Annotated in this window: 14 protein-coding genes; 6 read left to right on the top strand and 8 right to left on the bottom strand. The window is 40.1% G+C overall.

Going from position 1 to position 16,026, the window contains the following annotated elements:
• The first annotated feature begins 362 nt into the window (after nt 1-362).
• Nucleotides 363-737, top strand: coding sequence for a DUF4345 domain-containing protein (locus tag EFY79_RS15830; protein ID WP_123121693.1), 375 nt, complete (start codon nt 363-365; stop codon nt 735-737).
• A gap of 161 nt (nt 738-898) precedes the next feature.
• Here EFY79_RS15830 and EFY79_RS15825 read toward each other — a convergent pair whose 3' ends face one another.
• Nucleotides 899-1,774, bottom strand: a complete 876-nt coding sequence (locus tag EFY79_RS15825; protein ID WP_123121692.1) for a glycoside hydrolase family 16 protein — start codon at nt 1,772-1,774, stop codon at nt 899-901.
• Nucleotides 1,775-1,987: 213 nt separating this feature from the next.
• Nucleotides 1,988-3,460: a Gfo/Idh/MocA family protein gene (locus EFY79_RS15820; RefSeq protein WP_123121712.1), complete on the bottom strand. Its 1,473-nt coding sequence runs from the start codon at nt 3,458-3,460 to the stop codon at nt 1,988-1,990.
• A gap of 288 nt (nt 3,461-3,748) precedes the next feature.
• Here EFY79_RS15820 and paaI point away from each other — a divergent pair, with 288 nt between their 5' ends.
• The gene (paaI, locus tag EFY79_RS15815) at nt 3,749-4,168 is read left to right on the top strand and encodes a hydroxyphenylacetyl-CoA thioesterase PaaI (protein ID WP_123121691.1); all 420 of its coding nucleotides are present in this window, start codon (nt 3,749-3,751) and stop codon (nt 4,166-4,168) included.
• A 262-nt stretch (nt 4,169-4,430) separates the two neighbouring features.
• Here paaI and EFY79_RS15810 read toward each other — a convergent pair whose 3' ends face one another.
• Entirely contained in the window at nt 4,431-4,778 is a 348-nt protein-coding gene (locus EFY79_RS15810; RefSeq protein ID WP_199727554.1) for a DUF6970 domain-containing protein, read from the bottom strand.
• A 58-nt stretch (nt 4,779-4,836) separates the two neighbouring features.
• Between EFY79_RS15810 and obgE the strand changes: the two genes are divergently transcribed.
• Both obgE and EFY79_RS15800 read left to right on the top strand, forming a co-directional pair.
• Nucleotides 4,837-5,826 (top strand): GTPase ObgE, encoded by a 990-nt coding sequence (obgE, locus tag EFY79_RS15805; protein WP_123121690.1) that lies wholly within the window; start codon nt 4,837-4,839, stop codon nt 5,824-5,826.
• A gap of 36 nt (nt 5,827-5,862) precedes the next feature.
• Complete coding sequence (locus EFY79_RS15800) at nt 5,863-6,762, top strand: diacylglycerol/lipid kinase family protein (RefSeq protein ID WP_123121689.1); 900 nt, start codon at nt 5,863-5,865, stop codon at nt 6,760-6,762.
• Nucleotides 6,763-6,770: 8 nt separating this feature from the next.
• Here the strand turns inward: EFY79_RS15800 and EFY79_RS15795 are convergent, their stop codons facing one another.
• The 4 genes from EFY79_RS15795 to rbfA form a co-directional block, all read right to left on the bottom strand.
• Nucleotides 6,771-7,760, bottom strand: coding sequence for an aldo/keto reductase (locus tag EFY79_RS15795; protein WP_123121688.1), 990 nt, complete (start codon nt 7,758-7,760; stop codon nt 6,771-6,773).
• Nucleotides 7,761-7,972: 212 nt separating this feature from the next.
• Nucleotides 7,973-10,141, bottom strand: coding sequence for a T9SS type A sorting domain-containing protein (locus EFY79_RS15790; protein WP_123121687.1), 2,169 nt, complete (start codon nt 10,139-10,141; stop codon nt 7,973-7,975).
• 317 nt (nt 10,142-10,458) lie between these two features.
• Entirely contained in the window at nt 10,459-11,673 is a 1,215-nt protein-coding gene (locus EFY79_RS15785; RefSeq protein ID WP_123121686.1) for an FtsX-like permease family protein, read from the bottom strand.
• Between the two features lie 50 nt (nt 11,674-11,723).
• Nucleotides 11,724-12,113, bottom strand: a complete 390-nt coding sequence (gene rbfA / locus EFY79_RS15780; RefSeq protein WP_123121685.1) for a 30S ribosome-binding factor RbfA — start codon at nt 12,111-12,113, stop codon at nt 11,724-11,726.
• Nucleotides 12,114-12,191: 78 nt separating this feature from the next.
• Between rbfA and EFY79_RS15775 the strand changes: the two genes are divergently transcribed.
• Both EFY79_RS15775 and EFY79_RS15770 read left to right on the top strand, forming a co-directional pair.
• Nucleotides 12,192-14,018, top strand: coding sequence for an ABC transporter ATP-binding protein (locus EFY79_RS15775; protein ID WP_123121684.1), 1,827 nt, complete (start codon nt 12,192-12,194; stop codon nt 14,016-14,018).
• 12 nt (nt 14,019-14,030) lie between these two features.
• Nucleotides 14,031-14,633, top strand: coding sequence for a hypothetical protein (locus tag EFY79_RS15770; RefSeq protein ID WP_123121683.1), 603 nt, complete (start codon nt 14,031-14,033; stop codon nt 14,631-14,633).
• Nucleotides 14,634-14,814: 181 nt separating this feature from the next.
• Here the strand turns inward: EFY79_RS15770 and hemW are convergent, their stop codons facing one another.
• A complete protein-coding gene (gene hemW, locus EFY79_RS15760; protein ID WP_123121681.1) occupies nt 14,815-15,996 on the bottom strand; it encodes a radical SAM family heme chaperone HemW in 1,182 nt (393 codons plus the stop codon).
• Nucleotides 15,997-16,026 lie beyond the last annotated feature (30 nt).

Here is a 16,026-nt window from a genome sequence, read left to right as displayed (position 1 = left end):
TATTCAGTTGGCTGGCAATTACCATCCGGGCATCTACATTGCAGAGTTTCTGCAGGGTAGTGATAAAGTAACTATCCGGTTGATAAAAGAAGGTAAGTAATTCGTTGAAATTGAAGCCAGAAGAGGCTGTCTTGAAAGTGTGAGGCAGCCTTTTTTATTCGGTCAGAATTGGAATAAAATCTCATTTAAGCGATTCCCAATACCTTCATTTACTTTTGGGCAGCCTTGCCGCTTTGTTTGTTTTAGGATAAATAAAAAAGTCTTTGTTCGCCTTGAGCAATGAAAAAGTGAGGTAACTTCTCATACAAAATGAACAGGAGACCCTTTGTTAGAATTAGTAATTGAATTAAAACAATTAATGTATGGAATTAACATTAAAAATTATTTTAGGGATGGTAACAACCATTTGCTTTTTGGGCGGCATAAACTTACTCACAAAAGGAGCAAAATCTTTTTTGCCGGATTCATTACCTGTTCAACCAAGGTTGGACAACCTTTTTCGGTTTTTAAGTGGTATTTATTTGGGGTTAGGCTTTTTAATGCTTTGGGTTACAATTCATTCAAGCCAGGCGGGTGATTTATTGTATTTTATCGCCATCACTGTATTTTTTTCAGGACTTGGACGATTATATTCAAGGATAAAAGCAGGCTCGGCAGGAACTTATTATGATTCGATGATGATAATCGAATGTTGCCTGGGATTAAGTATCGCTATACTCCATTATTTTGGACATTAGAGAAACAACAGTCGCAGCCAAATTCAATTATAATACCGCTATAAAACAAATTAGGCATCTTCAATTTTAATATCCTTCCGTGCAGTGAACAAAGAAAAATTCATAATTACTGTTTAGCAAACGGTTTACGATTTGAAACCTCGTTCTTTCCCTACCTCTTACTACTTTCCTGCCTCATACTTCATCCAATCCACTTCCAGTTCATACGGATGCAATGGCTTCTCAATGGAGGCAGGATTCGTTTCAACCGCCCAGTCGTTGGTATGCCAAAAGTTCATCCTGTAATATGATGGATGCTGAGGTATGCCTCTTTGAGAACCCCGGTAATCCCATAATATAATTTTCTTTCCTGTTACGGGATGAATCATCCACCAGGTGATGTGATCCGGATACCAGTCAAACCCGTATGTATAAAACTGCGATGAAGCATCGTAACCATTAATCGCCTCAATCGAATCCGGCTGGTTTTGAGCGCCGGTAAAGGAGGTAGGCGTTCCTTTATAGCCTTCCTTATAAATCGTATTGTAAATTATTCCTTTCGCCAAATTGATGGTGCGCCCGATGCGGTGAAGCTTGCCCCTGCTGCCAGTCCACGTGCCTATATACACGATGGAAGGATCAGCCACCAGCCATTCAAAATCAATTTCACTAAGGCCGTAAATGCTATCCATATAATAGGTAAAATAACCAACCACGGCGCCAGTATTCGGCTGCATCTTTTTTACATCCGGTACTTTCAGCCGCGCGGAATAAGTACCAAAAGAAGTAAGTCCGTTCGATATAATTTCCGGGCCACGGCCAGCGCCCGCACTATCTTGCGGATCGATTTTGAACAGCAGCACTTTGGTGGCGGGTTCCGTTTTGGAAACAACACCTGTTTGCCATTTAAATGCCTCTTTAGTTCCGGTAGAGCCATACCTGAAATCATGTAAAGCCGGATCGTTGAAATTTTCAATGTATGAACCAGATAGCTTTCCTGTCTGCGCCTGCAGCCCGGTGGCGAAGAGGAATGAGAAGATGAGTGGAATTTGTTTCATAAATGTTTTCCGTTTTCAGTTGCCGGATTTATTGTTTCAGTTAATCTTTCAGAAAACAAAAACAAATTCATTTTATTTGTTCGTTCACTGAATTCAAAAGATGAATTCAAAATAATTTGAAACATTAAAAAGGCTGCCTCAAATCAAACCTGCCGTCGACTATAACGATGATTTGTATTTGAAACAGCCTCTTTCTTTTTCTCCAAAATAAGTCTAGAATTTTAATTCAGGCCATCCTTCGCGGTAAGTGCGTTTTACAAATTGGTTGGCAGGATCAAAATTGGTCACCCTCCTGTTTTCAGCATCCCACGTGAGCGTAATGCCACGGCCAGGATAAGTAAATCCTTTGCCATCAGCGGTTGGTTCCCGGTAATCAAAACTACGGATAGCCAGGTTGGCCATCAATATACTTTGCGTAAGCGGAACTGCATATTCCACAAATGGTGAATCTACTTCCATGTTGCCATAACCTGCAAGGCAGGCTTCCACCCACTGGCCATAATGCCCGTTTTCACCACCCGGCACGCGCGGATATTTTTGAGGAACGCTCACTTCTTTGGTTCGGGAAGTAGGCAGTAATTGCGGATCCTGGCCATAAACGCCACACATCATTTTACCTTTTGTGCCTTCGAAAATTACCCCATTTCCTTTATCTCCTTTACCTCCCATTACTTCGTTGGGGCCAAGCTCTGCGGGGCGTGGCGGCTGAATGCCACCGTCCATCCAGCTAAGGCTAATATCCTGGCCGGTTTTTCCTTTAAACTTAAGATGAGAAGAAGAAGATACCGGACCACTTTGTGGATAATACGCCTGTTGCCAGTTATCAACATAAGGTGTGCTTACACTACTTACCACCTCTGTGGGGAATCCAAGCCCAAGCACTTTAAACACCGGGCCAACAATATGGCAAGCCATATCGCCGATTGCGCCGGTTCCAAAATCCCACCATCCTCGCCAGTTAAATGGTACTATCATATCTTCATACGGATGCTCCTGCGCGGTTCCGAGCCAGAGATCCCAGTTGAGCCCGTCTGGTACCGGTGGGTTTTTTGTTGGCCATGGAACTCCCTGCGGCCACACTGGCCGGTTTGTCCAACAATGAACTGTATGTACTTCACCAATAATTCCTGCTTCATACCATTCTCTTAATTGGCGAACACCATCGCCCGATGTTCCCTGGTCGCCCATCTGGGTAACCACCTTATATCTCTTTGCGGCTTCACCCATCATATACGCTTCCCAGATATCGTGGGTCAAAGGTTTTTGTACATACACGTGTTTGCCTAATTGCATCGCATGAAAACCTACCACTGCGTGATTATGATCCGGGATACCTACGTCAACCGCATCAAAGTTCTTGTGTTCTTTATCAAACATTTCGCGCCAGTCGTGGTAATATTTTGCTTTGGGGAAAAGTTTGCGGTTTTGTACTGCCTGGCGATCATCTACATCACAAAGAAAAGCGATTTCTGCCTTGCCCGTTTTTGCAAAATGGCGATCGTCATCACCTCCCTTTCCTCCCGCGCCAACGCCCGCAATTAATAATTTATCACTGGGCGCTACAAAACCCCTTCCCAACACATGGCGTGGCACAATATAAAAACCAGCAGCAGCGAGGGAAGTGTTACGGATAAAATTTCTTCGTGAAACGGATGACTCCTTAATATCCTGTTTTTTTTCTGACATGGAATTGAATTTTAATTGGTAAATAAATAATTGTTGTGTTTTCTTCTTCAAATATAATAATTATAAAAAATAACAGGATTCATAAATTCTATATTGGGCGACATTGGGCAATAATTTTTTAAAATGATTGCTATACCTGGTTTAAGAAGATTTTCACCTGGCAAAAGATGAAAATAAAAAATTGTTTTATTTATTTCTTTACTGCAACGCTGAATCTTGGCGTAGTTCCGTTCGTGTTCTTTTCATCCATTGGTTTTTATTTCTGTAAATTGATATCAAAAAATTATTATGGCGGAAAACGAACTGGCCACTAAGGTGGTGCATCAATTAACAGAAAATGATCTTTTCAGTAAATGGCTTGGCATTGAAGTGTTAGAAGTAGCGCCCGGCCATAGCAAATTAAAAATGACCGTAAGGAAAGAGATGATTAACGGATTTGGAATTGTTCATGGCGGGGTTGCTTTTTCTCTTGCTGATAGTGCATTCGCCTTCGCATGTAACAATCGAAATAATTTATCTGTAGCGCTTGATACCTCCATCAATTTTATAAAACCAGTGCATGTGGATGATGTTTTAACCGCCGAAGCAAAAGAAATTCATAATGGAAAATCTACCGGGATTTATCATGTATCTATCTTCAACCAAAATAATCATCTTGTCGCTTTTTTTAAGGGAACCTGCTTCAGAACTGGAAAAAATTTAGTTTGAATATTTTAACCCGTGATTGCGGGAGGCTGATAGTTTTTATTTTTGATAAAATGCCAGCAAGAAGCAATTCACAATAGAAATTGATTTTGGTTAGGAGATGCTTCGGCAAAGGGCCATTCAATTCCTCAGGTTCTTTTTGTTTGCCCCGCAATGAGAAAAGAAAAAAGTCTTATAACGGTCATGGCTACACGAAAATAATTCCCAAATGATTTTTACAGTGAACGGACAAATAAGCCTGAATTTATTTAAGTTTTGCTCAAACTTATTCCTTCTTCCACACTATTTTTCCATCTGTTGCTTCCCTGTGAAAATCCACCATTTTCCCATCGCCCTTGCCAGTGAATCCTCCATCCGGAAATCCTAAAAGATTACACGCGCTGTCATACACAATATTATATTTGTCGCAGCAAGCTGACTTTAGATAGTAAACCGTTTTTCCATGGAAGCTATAGCGGGTAATGGATTGCGGCGCTCCTATGCTTGCATTGGCCGACATTGAATCAACTTTTGACCGAAGGCATGAAGGGATTTGATTAGTAACTTTTACATTTTTATGAGCCGCACAGCCAAATAAAAACAGGACACCTGCAAAAGTTATTGTTTTAATCATAATTTTTTTCGTGTAACATTACAAAAAAGGTTCTTAAAAAGTTTACGAAATTTACCGGATGGACAAATCCAATTTTATTGATCTGATAAAAATTTTTTGCAGAAGCGGCCACGGCGGCGCAGGCAGCAGGCATTTTTTAAGAAATAAGCTTACAGCTTTTGGAGGCCCCGATGGCGGCGATGGAGGCCGTGGCGGCCATATCATTTTAAAAGGAAATAAAAACCTGTGGACACTTTTGCATTTGCGGTATTTTAAAAATGTTTTTGCAGAAAATGGTGAAAACGGAAGCAAGAACAATTGCACCGGCCACGATGGAAAAGACATAATCATTGAAGTGCCTTTGGGAACGATTGCTACCATTGAAGAAACCGGCAAGCAAACAGAAATACTGGAAGATGGCGAAGAAAAAATACTAATGAGCGGCGGCAGGGGCGGCCAGGGCAATGCTCATTTTGCCACACCTACCAACCAGGCGCCGCAGCATGCGCAACCCGGCGAACCGGGCGATGAGAGCTTCGTAAGCCTCGAATTGAAAGTGCTGGCTGACGTAGGTTTGGTAGGATTTCCCAACGCGGGAAAATCAACTTTACTTTCTGTAATTACGGCAGCCAAACCCAAAATTGCGGATTATGCTTTCACGACTTTATCGCCCCAGCTTGGCATGGTTCCTTACAGGGACAGCAGGAGCTTTTGTGTAGCCGATTTGCCTGGTATTATCGAAGGCGCGGCTGAAGGCAAAGGCCTTGGACACCGGTTTTTACGGCATATTGAACGAAACCCGGTGTTGCTTTTTTTGATTCCGGCAGATAGCAACGATCATAAAAAAGAATTTGAGATTCTTAAAAACGAATTGAAGGAATACAATCCCGAATTGCTCGACAAAAAATTTTTAATCGCTATCAGTAAAAGTGATATGCTGGATAATGAATTGAAAGACGCCATTGAAAAGGAACTACCGGCAAATATTCCACACATTTTTATTTCATCTGTTACTCATAAAGGGCTCGTTGAACTGAAAGACTTGCTATGGAAAGAACTGACTACATGAAATTATAACTAAATTTTTGCCCAATAATTTTCGAGAATGAACCGTAAAATTTTATTTTTCATTAACCCGGTTTCAGGCACAAAGAGCAAGATGGATCTTGAAAAAAAGATCATTCAAAAATGTGAATCGAATAATATTTCCTTTGAAATTTTATTTACTTCCAAAGAGGGCAATTATAATTTTTTGCATGATAAAACGCGTGACGACGGCGTAACTGACATTGCCATTGCGGGCGGTGACGGAAGCATCAGGCACATTGTTTCTTCGGTTTTAAACGCGAATGTAAATGTGGGCATCATTCCATTGGGCTCAGGAAATGGCCTGGCAAGAACTGCAGGAATCCCTAATTCAGTTGATAAAGCAATTGATATAATTTTTGCAGGAAAATCAAAATGTACCGATGCTTTTTTGATTAACAACAAGTTGAGTGTTCATGTAAGCGGCTTAGGTTTTGACGCAAAAGTGGCGCATGATTTTTCTGAAGGAAAAACGAGAGGGCTTCATGCGTACACGAAGATTGCGATAAAGAATTTTTTGTCTGCAAAAACTTATCCTTTTACAATTGAGGCTGATGAAAAAAAAATCAATCTGGATGCATTTTTTATCAGCATTGCCAACAGTAACCAGTTTGGAAATAATTTTAAAGTGGCGCCGGAAGCCAGTATTTGCGATGGTTTGCTTGATATTGTGGTTTTACAAAAAACAAATAAAACACAGGCGGTTTTGTCTTTTGCGCAACAAATTATTTCAGGAAAAGTTCATCACTTTTCTAAAGCAGAACTGCAGAAGAAAAACATTCTTTATTTTCAAACCAACAAATTAAAAATCGAAAATCCCGGGCTGGCTCCCTTGCATATTGATGGCGATCCGGCAGAAACCAGCAAAGAATTTTCAATTGAAATTTTGCCCTCGGCCTACAAACTAATTCAGCCCTGAATGTTGATTCACAAATCCACCGTTTTCATTCCTGCTTCTGTATAGCGCAACCCGGATGCGGCATTTTCAGGAAACACTTCTTCAATTTCTCTTAAATCTTTTTCTGATAAATGAATCTCCGTCGCTTTCACATTTTCTTCCAGGTATTTTACTCTCTTTGTTCCCGGAATCGGAAAAATAAAATCTTCCTGCGCCATCACCCAGGCCAGCGCCAACTGGGCCGGCGTGCAGTTTTTTTCTTTTGCGATGGCTTCTACTTTTTTTACCAGGTTAAGATTTTTATTAAAATTTTCCCCCATAAAGCGCGGCGAATTGCGCCGGAAATCGTCTTCTTCCAGGTCTTCAAAAGTTTTGATTTGCCCGGTAAGAAATCCGCGCCCGAGCGGGCTGTAGGCCACAAACGCAATTCCTAATTCGTTGCACGCCGGCAAAATTTCTGCTTCAGGCTCGCGCGACCACAAGCTGTATTCCGATTGCAAAGCGGTAATGGGAAAGGTAGCATGTGCTTTGCGAAGCGTGTCAACATTCAACTCGCTCACGCCTATGGCTTTTACTTTCCCTTCTTTAACCAACTCGCCCATAGCGCCTATGGTTTCTTCAATGGGCGTTGCGGGGTCTTTTCTATGCAAATAATATAAATCAATTACTTCTACATCCAATCGCTTAAGGCTGGCTTCACACGCGCTTTTCACGTATTCGGGCTTTCCGTTAACGCCTCTTTTTTTAGGATCAACTGGGTCTCGTAAGATGCCAAATTTGGTGGCCAGCGTAATTTCATTCCGAAACGGCTTAATAGCCTTGCCGACTAAAATTTCATTTTTAAAAGGGCCATACATATCTGCAGTATCGAAAAATGTAATGCCCAGATCGAAGGCGCTATGAATTGTTTTTATAGATTCATCGTCATTTTGTGAGCCGTAAAAATCGCTCATTCCCATACAGCCAAGTCCCATTTCAGAAGCGGTTAATCCTTGTGTGCCTAAAGATTTAATTTTCATTCTTTTTAATTTTTAAATACAAAATTTATGATTGATCACAGTGATCCAAAAAAAACCCATTCCCGTTTTGCTCCGCAACAATCACGCCTTTTTTGATGGTGTCTTATTTATGTCTGGAACAGTAAACACATAAATAACCCGGATTTTTATTTTTAATAAAAAGCAAAAAGCCACCTTGTGCGGGTGGCTTTGGTAAGGGATTCACGATTTAATTATTTAGCTATCTTCTCAATAATTTTTTGAGTGGCAGATGACAACTGGAGGTAATAATTTCCGGCAGGAAGATTTGAAAGATTGTCAATTCTGATGTCATTATTTCCTTTGTTCAATGAGACCTGTTTTGAAACCACCATTTTACCTTGTACATTAAAAATGGTTATGGTTGCTATTTCCGCATTTTGCCATTGCGTATTGATATTGATATAATCTGAAAATGGATTTGGAGAAATGATAGTTTTGTTAGCGGCAGATTTTAATTTTACCGGGATAATTTTTGAAACATATCCTCTTCCGTCAAAATCAATCTGTTTCAAACGGTAATAAGCAGTAGTTCCGGTAAATGAATGTAAATCATCTGTAGCTGAATAGTTGTGCAATAAATTGGAATTCCCGTTGCCATCAATTGTTTGCACACCGGTGAACACATTTCCATCATAACTTCTTTCTACGATGAAGTTCTTACAGTTAAGCTCCATTGAAGTGCTCCAGTCAATTTGCACCTGGTTTGACTGCAATAATTTAGCGGTGAATTTTACCAGCGTTACCGGCAGCGGGCCCGCTTCAGGGTTGATGATGGCGGTTCCGTCGTCCACAAATTTAACGCCGGCATCTGATTGGGAAGTAACACGTGCAATGTTCATGATAGAAGGAACAGCCTTTCCGTTGCCGGGGTCATTTACCGTCACCTGAAACTGAACTTCGTAAGATTGCCCGGCAGCCAATGTGCCGCCTTCGGTAGCTGTGGCGCCGGTACCAATTCTGAAAGAAACTGAATTAACGCCATTCTTGGAAATGTATTCGGCAAAATCGTCACCAGCTTTGTCTGTCTGTATGCCGGGGGCAATCCCCGGAGAGCTGATTATTTTTAAGGTTCCGGGTTTGTAGCTTATGGTTGAAGGCAGCGTATCTGAGACAATCACTCCACTTGCATTTCCAACTCCGGTATTTGCTCCCTTTAAGGTGTAGGTAAGCGTTTCGCCGCTTTCGGCTAAATGATTTTTGTTAGCGTCAGTAACGGTTTTATCAAGAGTAATAGTCGGATCTTTCATCTTGATGTTGAATGTAAAAACACCTGGATAGTATTGATCCTGCTCAGTTCCAAATTGCAGCGTTACAGAGTTCGCATTTGGTAAAATACCATAACCGCTGCCCACATTAAACATATCTATATCAATCCCCATTTGGTTGGTATAGTTAGGATTTTTTGTGGTCACATGTTTTCCATTGTCTGTAATAGTGCCATTCCATGGATTATCTGAAGCATTGGTTGCATTTGAAAAAGTATTGCCATTAATTCTTAAAAAATCTCCGGTAAGGTTGGCATCGCCTTCCCACGCCACTACACCCATTTTGGCGTCATCGGCTGCCATAGTTCCTGAGGGAACATCAAGCCCTGTTAATGTAACCGTGGTGGTAGTGGGATTTCCGGCACTATAAACCTGCTGGAATCCATCGTATACCCTTACGCTGTTATAAGGCTCATTATTGTTTTCATAAACCACCACGATGCTCCAACCGCCGTGATTGCCGCCATTTGAAACAGCACCCACGCTTAATGGAACATTTCCTATTTCATAAGTTCCGGCCCCGTTATTTTTGATAAAAGCCGTAATGTCTGCATAAGCCTGGTATTCAGAATAGCCAAAAGTATTGCTGATAGGCGTTTTATCTAGACCCAGGGCAGTCACATTTGAATAAGTATCGGTTGTGCCCTTACGGATTTTTACCGTCCTGTTTTGGTTAGATGACAGATCAAATTCCGAATCTTTCACGCGGCCTCCCCAATATAGGCGCGCCAGTTTGATGGTATTGGTTCCTGCAGGGAGTATCAGGTCAGCGCTGGAAGAATTCCTGGTAGCTTTCCCGTTTCCGGCATTACCGTCAATATCAATGTTTTCCATATCTTCATCATCATTGCCATAAGCGCTGCTGCCATTGCTGCGATTGTTATTCATCTTAAAAGTGTCCACTTTATTATTGCTGACAATATTCAGCAATGTATTTCCTATAATGGTGGTGCCGCCTTTGATGTTGTCAGAATAAACCTGGCTGTAAGTGCGGATTTGAGCCTGTGCGGAATAAGTGATTATTATGAGAAAGGCAGCAATAAAAGTTCTTTTTAATTTGTTTGCGTTTCTAACCCCGGGTGTAAAAAATTTCATGGTTGTTGATTCTGCGGTTAATGATAAATGAGAACGTTTATCATATAATCTTGGAAAACATTTTCAGAGACAGGCTTCTTCGAGGAACAGGGATGTTTATGATGTAGAATCAGCTTATGTTTTATGGAACATTGGGAGTTTTGGCAACAGCCGGATTGTAAAAAACTACCGGGTTAGCACACGCTTTTCAGAAGATGAAATGGAAAAAAATAAAAGGAATTATGGGGTCTTCAGAGGTTTGAGAGAGCAAAATTATATTTTAGATTGAAATATCAAAGCTTTTTTAAAACTTTATTTTTAAACGCGTACTGAATTTATCATGATTTCAGGTTAAACATCTGTTTTGATGCCTTGGTGGCCGGGAACCAGGATGCTATAAAAGCTATTACCAAAGCAGTCAGAATTACGAGAATAAAATCCGTCAATTGTGGTTTTACCGGGAAATAATCAATCAAAAAAGAATTGCCGGCAAGTTTGATAAGATGGTATTTCGTTTGTAAAAAAACGATAATAAGTGCCAGTACGATTCCCGTGCCTGCGCCAATCACCGCCAGCAAAATTCCTTCACTCAAAAATATTTTTTTTATTAAAGACTTATCAGCGCCTAACGACTGCAATACACTGATGTCTTTTCTCTTTTCCAACACCAGCATGGTTAAGGCGCCAACCATATTAAATGCCGCTATTATCAAAATCATAGTGAGCACAGCATAAATGAACCATTTTTCAAGCCGCATAGAATTATACAGGCTCATATTTTGTTCATATTTGGTAAGCACTTTATAATTAGCACCCAAAATCTTTTGGAGTTCATTAATGAAATCACCCGAACTGGACGGATTGGTTAACGAAATTTCCAAGGCGCTGTATTCATCAGGCTGATAATTCATTTGTTGCCGCATAAAAGGAAGATTCGTAATTACATATTTATTATCAAAATCCTGCTGGATAGCAAAGCTTCCGGAAGTGGTTGCATTTCCTTCACTCAAAGATTCGAGGGGATTATTGGAACTGGTTTTTTTAGGTAGAAAAACTGTGATCGGTAAAAGATTCCTGTCTGCCTGAACACCAAGTGCATTTTCAATTCCGGCTCCCAAAATCAGTTTGGGATTGTCAACCGTGCCCGTATTAAAAATGCCGTCATACATTTTTTGAGGAACGCCTGATACCCGGTAATAATTTGTATCCACTCCTTTTAGCAACACTACGGTTTGAAGTTCCTGGTTTTGCAACAGCGCTTTTTCTTCAATATTTAAAGAACTGCCCTTGATGCCCGCCAGGCTATGAATTTTATGAAGCTGCTGCGGAGTAAGGGTAAAAGTTTTCCCTTTGGCAGGCACCACTTTTACATCCGAATAAAAATTAGAATACAAAGATTTTACAAGGTCTTCAAAACCATTAAAGACACTCAAAACCAATACCTGGCATAAGGTAGAAAAGGCAATAACGCCTGCAGTTACCCATGAAATAATATTGATGGCGTTGGTGCTTTTTTTTGCTTTAAAATACCGCCATGCAAATTTAAAATGCAATTATTTGTTCGTTTACTGGTTAAATCAGACGAAAGTTAATATTAAAAAAATCAAGGCTGGCCATCTTTTCCGCTGTCCTGGTGCGGATCCTGCTTTTTAATATCATCCAGCAATTTTTCAATCTTAAAAACATAATCAAGCGTGTCATCAAGGTAAAAAGTAAGCTGCGGAATAATCCGTAACTGGTGGCGCATCCTTTTGCCCAATTCACCGCGTATTTCACTGCTCAATTCTTTAAATTTTTCCAAAACTGCCTGCGGATCTTTTACCTGGAAAAGGCTTAAATAAATTCTTGCCTCGTACAAATCCGGCGTCATTTTTACCGAGGCGATGGATACCATGCCGCCATCCACCATCGTGAGGCTCATTTTTAAAAATAGGTCATTTAATTCCTTAGCAATCTCATTTGCCACCTGCTTTTGTCTCTTACCTTCTGTCATGATATGTAATTATCGTTCCTTGTAAAATTAGTTACTTTGCTGCTATTTTATTTTATTTAAGCATTCTCAATAGTTTTAATGAAAAGTTTACGGACTATTTTTCGGTATGTTGGCAAATACCCCAAATTAATTTTCGCTTATTTTGGCTGCAATATTCTTTCCAATATATTTTCGGTAGTTTCCCTGGGCCTTCTGAGCCCGTTTTTATTGTTGATTTTTAAAAAGCAAGACACACTTTCAGCCGCTTCTTCAAATACCGGCTTTCTTTCCCGCATTAACCCGATAAATTTTTTTAAAGAATGGCTTAATCAAACCCTGCAAACACCCAATGGAGATATTAAAGGATTGGCCGCCATCTGCATTCTCATTGTAACTTTTATTCTTCTCAAAAATGTTTTTTTATACATGGCGATCTATTTCCTTACGCCGGTGCGCAATTCGGTGGTGAATGATATGCGCACCAATATGTATCGAAAAATTCTGCAACTGCCTATTGGCTATTTTAACGAACAAAAAAAAGGCGACATCATGAGCCGCCTTACCAATGATTTATCAGATGTAGAGAGTTCTGTAATTAACCTTTTGGAAACGCTTTTTCGCGAGCCGGTTACTATTTTATTATTTTTTGCCTACCTCGTGGTATTAAGTCCACAACTAACTTTTTTCCTGATTCTTTTTCTTCCGCTCTCGGGTTTAATTATCGGCAGAATCGGCAGAACGCTGAAGAAGAAAAGCACAAAAGCACAGGAAAAACTTGGGGCGATTCTGTCGACGATTGAAGAAACGCTGGGCGGCATCCGGGTGATAAAAGCTTTCAATGCAGAAAAAAAGCAGTCGCACAAATTTGATACGCAGAACGAAGAATATTTAAATCTAAAAAACCGCGTGATTCGAAAAAGAGACCTCGCCTCGCCGGTAAGCGAAGTGTTGGGGATAGTGGCTATCATTTGTGTGTTGTGGTATGGCGGGCGACTGGTGTTGCGGAATTCATTCCTGGATCCCGGCGATTTTTTAGCCTACATATTAATTTTTTCGCAGGTGATTCAGCCGCTAAAATCATTATCGGCAGCATCCTATAATATAAGGAAAGGAGCCGCAAGCATTGAACGCATTGAACATTTAATTGCGGAAGATGTATCTATAAAAGAGATACCAAATCCCGTAATATTAAAAGATTTCGAAGAAAGCCTTGAATTCAAAAATGTCGGCTTTTCCTATGGCGACAAGACGATTCTTCAAAATATCAATCTGAAAATAGAAAAAGGCAAAACCATTGCATTGGTAGGCTCTTCAGGCGCAGGCAAAAGCACATTGGCGGATTTGATTCCGCGTTTTCACGATGCCGTTGAAGGAGAAATTTTGATTGATGGCACCGATATAAGAAAGTATTCATTAAAATCTTTGCGCAACCAGATGGGCATCGTAACGCAGGAGCCGATTTTGTTTAATGATACCATCGCCAATAATATTGCGCTCGGCATGGACCACGTTTCTGAAGAGCAAATCATCAATGCCGCAAAAATTGCCAACGCCCACAATTTTATTCTTACCAAAGAAAATGGCTATAATACTTCCGTCGGTGAAAGAGGCAATAAATTAAGCGGCGGCGAAAAGCAACGGCTCACCATTGCGCGGGCGGTCTTAAAAAATCCACCGATACTGATTCTCGATGAAGCCACTTCTTCGCTGGATACAGAAAGCGAAAAGCTGGTGCAGGATGCGATAAATAACCTGATGCACAACCGTACCAGCGTGGTAATTGCTCACCGGCTAAGCACGATTCGCCATGCTGATGAAATCATTGTTTTGCAAAAAGGCAAAATCGTAGAACGCGGCACCCACGAGACTTTGATTGCGCTGGAAGGGTTTTATAAAAGGCTGGTGAGTATGCAGGCGGTAAAATAACCATTACATATTATGAAACCTATTTTTTTTATTACGATTGCTTTGCTCATTACCACTTCATCTTTTGCTCAATTAGAAAAAGGAACCTGGCTAGTAGGCGGTTCGGGAAGTTTTTATACAAATGACCGAACTAATACCACACCTACTAATTTTATCAAGTATAAGGACGTAAACTTAGATTTATCCGCTTCTATAGGTTATTTTCTAAAAGATAAATTATCCATTGGATTAAGACCTGATATGACATGGGAAAAATCTCATTGGACTCAAGCGTCGCCGGGAATAAGCGGTGCAATAGGACACGGTTTTCGTTATAAAATTGGACCATTTGCGCGATATTATTTTTTAAGTAATGAAAGACAATTTAATTTGTTATCTGATATATGTTATCAATTTGGAACCAATTTCGTAACTGGTGGTGATAAAGGAAAATATAAAAGTTTTTCTTTAATGAGCGGGATGGAAGTCTTTTTTAATTCTACTGCCGGTTTGGAAATTTTATTGGGATACGCTCATAATTTAGTTACAATTGACAATTCACCCAGCGACCAAATTAATACTAGAAATGGGTTTCAAATTTCTGTAGGTTTCCAACTTCATTTAATAAAAGATTAGTCAAAAACTTATGAAAAAGGAATTATCAATTGCAATTACTATCATGCTATTATACGATTTATTGATGTAAATAAAAAACAAACTTAACTTTGATTGCGTTGGAAGGCTTTTATAAAAAACTGGTGAGTATGCAGGCGGTAAAGTAATCGTTGTATGATAAAGCAGGAAATTTCTGCTTTTTTTATTTTCCTTCATTTGAATCCGCAAACAATGTTACCGATATAAAATCTGCAAACAATTTCCCCTCATCTGTCAGAGTAACCTGGTTTTTTTCCTGAAGAAAATATTCTTTTTTTACTTTGCTATGCAGCAAATTTTCAATCCTGTTTTTTTCATTCACAGAAAATTTTTTTTCGATTACATCCAAGTCCATTCCTTCCATCGTGCGCAGGGACGTCATTATATATTCATTTAATTTCTGCGCTTCAGTAAGTATTTCCTTTTCAAAAGGGATGATATTTTGTTGTAATGATTTTATATAAATGATATTGTTGGCTTTATTCCAGCTTCTTTCATTGCCATTGAACGAATGGGCGGAAGGCCCAATGCCAATATATTTTTCTCCCTTCCAATAGCTGCTGTTGTGGCGGCTTCTATGTCCCGGTTTGGCAAAATTAGAAATCTCATAATGCTCATAACCGGCATTGCGCAACGAATTCATTAAAATTACAAATTGCCGGGCCTGCGCTTCATTGTCTGTGTTTTCTTTCTTTTTTAATTCAATCATTTTTTGCAGCGCCGTTTTGGGCTCTACGGTCAATGCATAAGAAGAAATGTGGGGAATATCTAAATCAACCGCCATCGCGATATTTTTCTGCCATTCGTCATCCGGCAAACCAGGCGTACCAAAAATCAGGTCAATCGAAAAATTATCAAACCCGGCATCTTTTGCAAGCGTAATGGATTGCAAGGCCTGCGCAGCATTGTGCGCACGGTTCATCCAAACCAAATCCCGGTCAACAAACGACTGAATGCCGATGCTTAACCGGTTAATTCCTGATTTTTTCCAGGCGAACAATTTTTCTTCATTAATATCATCCGGGTTGGCCTCCAGCGTTATTTCTGCATCAGCATCTACGTTATAATTTTTTTGAATAGCATCCAGTATATCGCCGATTTCACTTTCATCAAGAAGGCTGGGTGTGCCTCCGCCGAAATAAATGGTTTCTGTTTTTTCTTGAGCGGACGAAAGGATGGCAAGGTCGCCAGGTTTGTTTTGTTTTAAGTTGTCTCCTCTTAAAATGATTTCTTTTACAAGGCTTTCACACATTTCTTTTTTATAGGCAATGGAAGTAGAAAAATGGAAATTACAATAAAAGCATGCCTGCCTGCAAAAAGGAATATGAATATAAATTCCGGCCAAGGATTTTTAATTTATTGTTTACAACCGCAC

The organism is Hanamia caeni, from assembly GCF_003721595.1.
Classification (GTDB): Bacteria; Bacteroidota; Bacteroidia; order Chitinophagales; family Chitinophagaceae; genus Ginsengibacter; species Ginsengibacter caeni.
This window is presented reverse-complemented; position numbering and strand designations above follow the sequence as displayed.